This is a genomic window from Tabrizicola sp. (assembly GCF_016792905.1).
Classification (GTDB): Bacteria; Pseudomonadota; Alphaproteobacteria; order Rhodobacterales; family Rhodobacteraceae; genus Tabrizicola.
The window spans coordinates 1-6,301 of the sequence record NZ_JAEULP010000086.1; the positions used below are offsets into that span (position 1 = coordinate 1).

Below are 6,301 nucleotides of genomic sequence, written 5' to 3' on the forward strand. Positions count from 1 at the left end.
CTTCTCCCGCACCGAGGAAGGCAAGATTTACCAGCGACCGTTCGGCGGCATGACCACCAACTACGGCGAGGGCATCGCCCAACGCACTTGCGCCGCCGCCGACCGCACCGGCCACGCCATCCTGCACACGCTTTACACGCAAGCGCTGCGCCACAAGGCGAAGTTCTTCATCGAGTATTTCGCGCTCGATTTGCTCATGACGGACGATGGCGAATGCCGCGGCGTGCTCGCATGGAACCTCGATGACGGATCACTGCATCGCTTCTGGGGCCAGCAAACGCTGCTCGCCACCGGCGGTTACGGCCGCGCGTATTTCTCCGCGACTTCCGCACACACCTGCACCGGCGACGGCGGTGGCATGGCGGCGCGCGCAGGGCTGCCGCTGCAAGATATGGAGTTCGTGCAATTCCACCCCACCGGGATCTACGGCGCGGGCTGCCTCATCACCGAGGGCGCGCGCGGCGAGGGCGGCTATCTCACCAACAGCGAGGGCGAGCGGTTCATGGAGCGCTATGCGCCGCACTACAAGGACCTGGCGCCGCGCGACTATGTCAGCCGCTGCATGACGATCGAAATTCGGGAAGGCCGGGGGGTAGGCCCGCACAAGGACCACATCCACCTGAACCTGAACCACCTGCCGAAAGAGACATTGGAGCTGCGCCTGCCGGGGATCACGGAATCGGCGCGGATTTTCGCCGGGGTGGACCTGTTGAAAGAGCCGATCCCGGTCTTGCCGACGGTGCATTACAACATGGGCGGGGTGCCGACGAACTTCTGGGGCGAGGTGTTGAACCCGACCCATGCGAAGCCCGACCAGGTGTTCCCGGGCCTGATGGCGGTGGGCGAGGCGGGATGTGCCTCCGTCCACGGCGCGAACCGGCTGGGGTCGAACTCGCTGATCGACCTGGTGGTCTTTGGCCGCGCTGCTGCCATCCGCGCGGGGCAGGTGGTGGACCGGGAGGCGCCGGTTCCTGGCACGAACGAGGCCGAGGTCGACAAGGCCCTGGCCCGCTTCGACGCGCTGCGCAATGCGAATGGCTCGATTCCGACGGCGGACCTGCGGCTGGAGATGCAGCGCACCATGCAGGCCGATGCGGCGGTGTTCCGGGCGGAAGACACTCTGGCGGCCGGCGAGAAGAAGATGACGGCGATTGCGGCCAAGATGGCCGACCTGAAGGTCACGGATCGTAGCATGGTCTGGAACAGCGACCTGATGGAGACGCTGGAGCTGACCAACCTGATGCCGAACGCGCTGGCGACGATCTATGCCGCCCATGCCCGCACCGAAAGCCGGGGCGCCCATGCGCATGAGGACCATCCGCAGCGTGACGATGCCAACTGGCGCAAACATTCGCTGGCCTGGGTCGATGGCGACAAGGTCAGGCTCGACTACCGCCCGGTCCATACCGAGCCTCTGACCACCGAGGCAGAGGGCGGGATCGCGCTGGCGAAGATCGCCCCGGCAGAAAGGAAGTTCTGATGCGGACCCTGGCGCTTCCCCTGATTGCGACCCTGATGCTGGCCGCCTGCGACCCCGCCGAAGTGGTGGACGACGCCCTGACGCGGACGGCGCATACCGTGGTGTTTCCGGTGGTCAACATCGACATGCCGGCGGAACCGGCGCGGTTGGCAACGAAGTGCATCCTGGAAGCGGCGACCGAGGACGAGCTGAAGCTTCTGGCGCGCGACGTGGGGGTGGAGGCCGGGACCTCGACCAAGGCCACGATCCGCGAGATCGCGGTGCGCCCGGCGGCGCAGGCCTGCTTCGCGGCAAATGGCGTGCCGCCGGTCCGGTGATGCGATGAAACGGCTTGTCCTTCCCGTCCTGCTTTGCCTTTCCGCCTGCGGCCCGATGAGCATGGCCGAGGCGGAGCGGCAGTGTTTCGAGCGGGCGCGGCTGGCGCAGAAGCCACGGGGCGAGATTTCGGTCGGGGCAACGTCCGACGGGCGCAGGGGGGCGGCGGTCGAGCTGGAGATCACGTCGGACTACCTTCTGGGCAAGGACCCGTCGGCCGTCTACGAGAGCTGCGTCATGTCCAAGACCGGGCAGGCACCGAGCCGACCCCTGTACATGCGGCCGGACTGGACGGGCTGAGATGGCGAAGCTTTCGAGGCGCGCACCCGCAGCATCCGGCCACAGGACCGATTTCAAGACGACGACCAGGAAAGGTTGACCCATGGCCCAGTTCGCCCTGCCGAAGAATTCGAAGATCCGCACCGGCAAGACCTGGCCGATGCCCGAGGGGAAGAACGTGCGGAAGTTCCAGATCTACCGCTGGAACCCGGATGACGGGGAAAATCCACGGGTCGATACCTATTTCATCGACATGGACCAGTGCGGCCCGATGGTCCTGGACGCGCTGATCAAGATCAAGAACGAGATCGATCCGACGCTGACCTTCCGCCGCTCCTGCCGCGAGGGCATCTGTGGCTCTTGCGCGATGAACATCGACGGGATCAACACGCTGGCCTGCATCTATGGGCTGGACGAGATCAAGGGCGACGTGCGCATCTATCCCTTGCCGCATATGTCGGTGATCAAGGACCTGATCCCGGACCTGACGCATTTCTACGCCCAGCACGCCAGCATCATGCCCTGGCTGGAAACCAAGACCAACCGTCCGGCGAAGGAATGGCGGCAGTCGATCGAGGACCGCAAGAAGCTGGACGGCCTGTATGAATGCGTGATGTGCGCTTCGTGCTCGACGGCCTGCCCGAGCTACTGGTGGAACTCGGACCGCTACCTTGGCCCGGCGGCGCTGCTGCATGCCTATCGCTGGATCGTCGACAGCCGGGACGAGGCGACGGGGGAACGGCTGGACATGCTGGAAGACCCGTTCAAGCTCTATCGCTGCCATACGATCATGAACTGCGCCAAGACCTGCCCCAAGGGGCTGAACCCGGCGAAGGCGATTGCCGAGATCAAGAAGCTGATGGTGGAGCGGGTTGTCTGAGCAGCCCGTCCTGCCCGATTTCCAGTCGGGCGAGGAATTTGCCGCAGTGATGGCGGGGCTGGCGGCGCGGCTGCATGCGAAGAACCGGATATGGCTGGGGGAGTCGGGCTATGCCTGGCTTCTGGCGCGGTTGATAGCGGCGCTTGGCGAGGATTTCCGCGAGGCGCTGGCGGACCCCGAGGTCGCGCAGGATTTTGGCGAGGCCTATCAGCCTGCACGGCTGGATGATGCGGCGCAGCTTGACGCCCTGCTTGCCCGGCTGCGGGCGCGGCTGGTCCGCTGATGCCGCTTCTCCTGCTGCTGCTGGCGGTGTCGGTCTACCTCTATCTCTGGCTGAGCCGCCGGAATTCGACCCTGACCCGCGACTGCCGCTGGCGACTGGACCGGAGCGTGGCGCCGGATTTCTGGCGCTGTGCGGCCTGTGGGGCGACGGTCCGAGGGCGCGAGCCGCGGGATTGCCTGCGCGAGAAGCGGTAGGCGGAGTTTTCGAGAACTCCGGTCCGATTTCTTCGAAGAAATCGGCGCTTGCGGGAGGCGGGGTTTCCGGCAAGCCTGTGGGCATGAAGCTGGACCAACCCGAACACCCCGCCCCCGCCGATGCCGCTGCCCGCAAGTCGGTGCGCCCGGTCATCTGCTACCCGGTCGAGGGCCTGCCGCGCCCGGACCTTGCCGCCTATCGTGCGGCGCGAGAGGGGTGGAGCCTGGAGGCGGAGGTGCTGGTCCCGCCGCGCGAGGCGCGGGTGTTCGAGGTGCCGGCGGGCTGGTTCTTCCGCATCGTCAGCGTCGAGGGGCCGCAGGTGGGCGACCTGAACCTGTTTGCCGCCGAAAACCTTGGGGAGCGGTTTTTCTCCGGCAAGACCCGGGCGCTGCATGGGACGCATCTGTCGACCGGGGACCGGATGTGGTCTTGCCTGCCGTACCTGCGGCCGATGGCGACGGTGACGGAGGATACGCTCGACTGGTACGGGTTCGATGCCTTTGGCGGGTCGGTGCATGACGTGATCGGCACGCGCTGCGACCCTTATACCCACGCGCTGCTGTCGGGCGGCGAGCAGTATCACCATTGCTGCCATTCCAACCTGACCCGCGCGGTTGCGGATCATTGGGGCCTGCCCGCGAAGGCGGCGGAGCTGCATGTGCATGACGTGCTGAACGTGTTCATGTGCACGGGTTTCACCCGCGATACCGGGCAGTATTTCATGAAGGCCTCGCCGGTGCGGCCCGGCGACTATCTGGAGTTCATGGCGGAGATCGACCTCTTGGGTGTGCTGTCGGCCTGTCCCGGCGGCGATTGCTCGGCGGAGCATTCCTCGGACGTGGCGGCCTGTCATCCGCTGCTGGTGCAGGTGTTCCGGCCGAAGGCGGCCCCGGCGGGCTGGGCGCCAGCCGGGCCGAATGCCTATGACCGGAGCCATGGGCTCTGATCAGCAATAGCGCTCGATCGCCAGAAGCTGGTGATCGCCGTAGCGGTCGCCCTCGGCCCAGCCGGGGGGCAGGAGGCGGTTGATCTGGGCCCGGTCTTCGGGGGTGAAGCGGATTTCCGTCGCCTGCGCCCATTGCCGCAGATGCGCGGCGTGGCGGGTGCCGGGGATCGGGATCAGGTGATCGCCCTGGTGCAGGATCCAGGCCAGTGCCGTGGCAGGGGTGGACCAGCCGCGCTCGGCGGCGAAGGTGCGGAAGGCGGCGAGTTTGGCGAGGTTCTTCGAGAAGTTCGGCTCGGTGAAGCGGGGGTTGGTGCCGCGGAAGCCGTCTTCGGGCCGGGAAATCGGCGCGTCGGCCAGCATCCCCCGCGCGAGGGGCGAGAAGGGGACGAAGGCGATGCCAAGGGCCTTGCAGGCCTGTATCACTCCAAGCTCCGGCATCCGGGTCCAGAGCGAGTATTCGTTCTGCACCGCCGTCACCGGATGCACGGCATGGGCGGCGCGTATCGTGTAGGGGGCGACTTCGGACAGGCCATAGCCGCCGATCTTGCCCTCCGCGATCAGGCGGGACAGGGTGCCGACCACCTCTTCCAGCGGGCGGGCCTGTTCGCGGCGGTGGATGTAGAACAGCTCGACATGGTCGCGGCCGAGGCGTTTCAGGGATTTCTCGAGTTCGGCGCGGAGGTGGGTTTCCGAATTGTCGATACGACGCTCGGGGTCGGCGACGAAGCTGGCCTTGGTGGCGAGGACGACCTGCGGCTTGCGGCTGGCGAGCCACTTGCCAATTACGGTTTCGCTGACGCCCATGCCGTAGATGTTGGCGGTGTCGATGAAGGTGATGCCGGTCTCCAGCAATGCGTCGAGGCAGGCGAAGCTTTCGGCCTCGTCGGTCGGACCGAAAATCCCGCCGAAGGACATGGCGCCGAGGCCGATGACCGAAACCATCGGGCCGGACGCGCCGAGTTTGCGCTGCTGCATGATCTGTCCTTTCGCGGGGATTTCGTTGGGGGATCGCATCAAACCCCCGCGAATCGGATCATTCAAGGGTTCATGTAGTGCAGGCCCTGGAATTTCTTCCGCAGCGCCGCGGTGCGCGGGGCAACAGCTGCCGGATCGTTCGAGCGCAAGCCTTCGGCGATGAGGGCGGCGAGCGCAGGGGCATCGGCCGGGGTGACGCCGCGGCGGACCAGTTCGGGCGTGCCGATGCGGAGGCCGTTCATGTCGCCGGGGACCTCGGCAATGGGCAGGCCGATGCCGCAGGCGAGGAATCCGGTCTTGCGCAGGGTCTTGGAGGCGGCCTGTCCGCCTCCGAAGGCCGCCGCCTCGATGGCGAACTGGTGCGAGGTGGTGGCGCCGCGGTCGGCGGCGAAGACGGGGAGGCCGAGGTTCGCCAGCTCGGTCGCAAGGGCGCGGGCGAGGTCGACCATGGCTTTCGCATAGGCCGCGCCATGGTCGCGCCAGTCGAGGAGGGTGTAGGCGAGGGCGGCGGATTTGGCGGCGTCGAAGTTGGCGGTGAGGCCGGGGAAAGCGATGGCGTCGAGACGTTCGGCGATGGCGGCGTCATTGGTGACGATCAGGCCGCCGGCAGGACCGCCAAGCGATTTGTAGGTGCTCATCGTCATCAGATGCGCGCCCTCGGTCAGCGGGTTGGTCCAGACCCCGCCCGCGATGATGCCGCATTGGTGGGCGGCGTCGAACAGCACATGGGCGCCGACCTCATCGGCAATGGCGCGGATTTCGCGCACGGGGTGGGGGAACAGGTTCAGACTGCCGCCGATGGTGATGATCCTGGGCTTCACCCGATGCGCCAGATCGCGCAGCGCCACCAGATCGACGGTATAGCCGTCGGCATCCACCGGGGCCGGATGCGTCACCAGTCCGTAAAGCCCGGCGCAGCCCGCGGCATGGTGGGTGACATGGCCGCCA

General features: G+C 66.7%; 9 protein-coding genes. 7 read left to right on the forward strand and 2 right to left on the reverse strand.

The annotated features are described in order from the left end of the window. The 7 genes from JNL31_RS17635 to JNL31_RS17665 form a co-directional block, all read left to right on the forward strand. Positions 1–1,480, forward strand: a 1,480-nt coding sequence (locus tag JNL31_RS17635; protein ID WP_294976168.1) for an FAD-binding protein, incomplete at its 5' end; no start/stop codon positions are given. Further along, positions 1,480–1,797, forward strand: coding sequence for a hypothetical protein (locus JNL31_RS17640; protein ID WP_294976171.1), 318 nt, complete (start codon positions 1,480–1,482; stop codon positions 1,795–1,797). The genes JNL31_RS17635 and JNL31_RS17640, both read left to right, overlap by 1 nt. A gap of 4 nt (positions 1,798–1,801) precedes the next feature. Further along, entirely contained in the window at positions 1,802–2,095 is a 294-nt protein-coding gene (locus JNL31_RS17645) for a hypothetical protein (protein WP_294976174.1), read from the forward strand. An 82-nt stretch (positions 2,096–2,177) separates the two neighbouring features. Continuing rightward, on the forward strand, positions 2,178–2,954 hold the full coding sequence (locus tag JNL31_RS17650; protein ID WP_294976175.1) for a succinate dehydrogenase iron-sulfur subunit: 777 nt from the start codon (positions 2,178–2,180) through the stop codon (positions 2,952–2,954). Next, positions 2,947–3,237, forward strand: a complete 291-nt coding sequence (locus JNL31_RS17655) for a hypothetical protein (RefSeq protein ID WP_294976177.1) — start codon at positions 2,947–2,949, stop codon at positions 3,235–3,237. The genes JNL31_RS17650 and JNL31_RS17655 overlap by 8 nt, the downstream gene beginning before the upstream one ends. Continuing rightward, the gene (locus tag JNL31_RS17660) at positions 3,237–3,431 is read left to right on the forward strand and encodes a hypothetical protein (RefSeq protein ID WP_294976180.1); all 195 of its coding nucleotides are present in this window, start codon (positions 3,237–3,239) and stop codon (positions 3,429–3,431) included. Before JNL31_RS17655 ends, JNL31_RS17660 begins: the two co-directional genes overlap by 1 nt. Positions 3,432–3,514: 83 nt before the next feature. After that, positions 3,515–4,378: a DUF1989 domain-containing protein gene (locus JNL31_RS17665; protein WP_294976182.1), complete on the forward strand. Its 864-nt coding sequence runs from the start codon at positions 3,515–3,517 to the stop codon at positions 4,376–4,378. Here JNL31_RS17665 and JNL31_RS17670 read toward each other — a convergent pair whose 3' ends face one another. Both JNL31_RS17670 and JNL31_RS17675 read right to left on the reverse strand, forming a co-directional pair. Next, positions 4,379–5,353, reverse strand: a complete 975-nt coding sequence (locus JNL31_RS17670) for an aldo/keto reductase (protein WP_294976185.1) — start codon at positions 5,351–5,353, stop codon at positions 4,379–4,381. A 62-nt stretch (positions 5,354–5,415) separates the two neighbouring features. After that, positions 5,416–6,301, reverse strand: an 886-nt coding sequence (locus tag JNL31_RS17675; protein ID WP_294976188.1) for an aminotransferase class I/II-fold pyridoxal phosphate-dependent enzyme, incomplete at its 5' end; no start/stop codon positions are given.

Bases quoted from the DNA above. Each gene is read 5' to 3' on its own strand.
- JNL31_RS17640 (WP_294976171.1), top strand. From the start codon at position 1,480: ATGCGGACCCTGGCGCTTCCCCTGATTGCGACCCTGATGCTGGCCGCC.
- JNL31_RS17645 (WP_294976174.1), top strand. From the start codon at position 1,802: ATGAAACGGCTTGTCCTTCCCGTCCTGCTTTGCCTTTCCGCCTGCGGC.
- JNL31_RS17650 (WP_294976175.1), top strand. From the start codon at position 2,178: ATGGCCCAGTTCGCCCTGCCGAAGAATTCGAAGATCCGCACCGGCAAG.
- JNL31_RS17660 (WP_294976180.1), top strand. From the start codon at position 3,237: ATGCCGCTTCTCCTGCTGCTGCTGGCGGTGTCGGTCTACCTCTATCTC.
- JNL31_RS17665 (WP_294976182.1), top strand. From the start codon at position 3,515: ATGAAGCTGGACCAACCCGAACACCCCGCCCCCGCCGATGCCGCTGCC.
- JNL31_RS17670 (WP_294976185.1), bottom strand. From the start codon at position 5,353: ATGCAGCAGCGCAAACTCGGCGCGTCCGGCCCGATGGTTTCGGTCATC.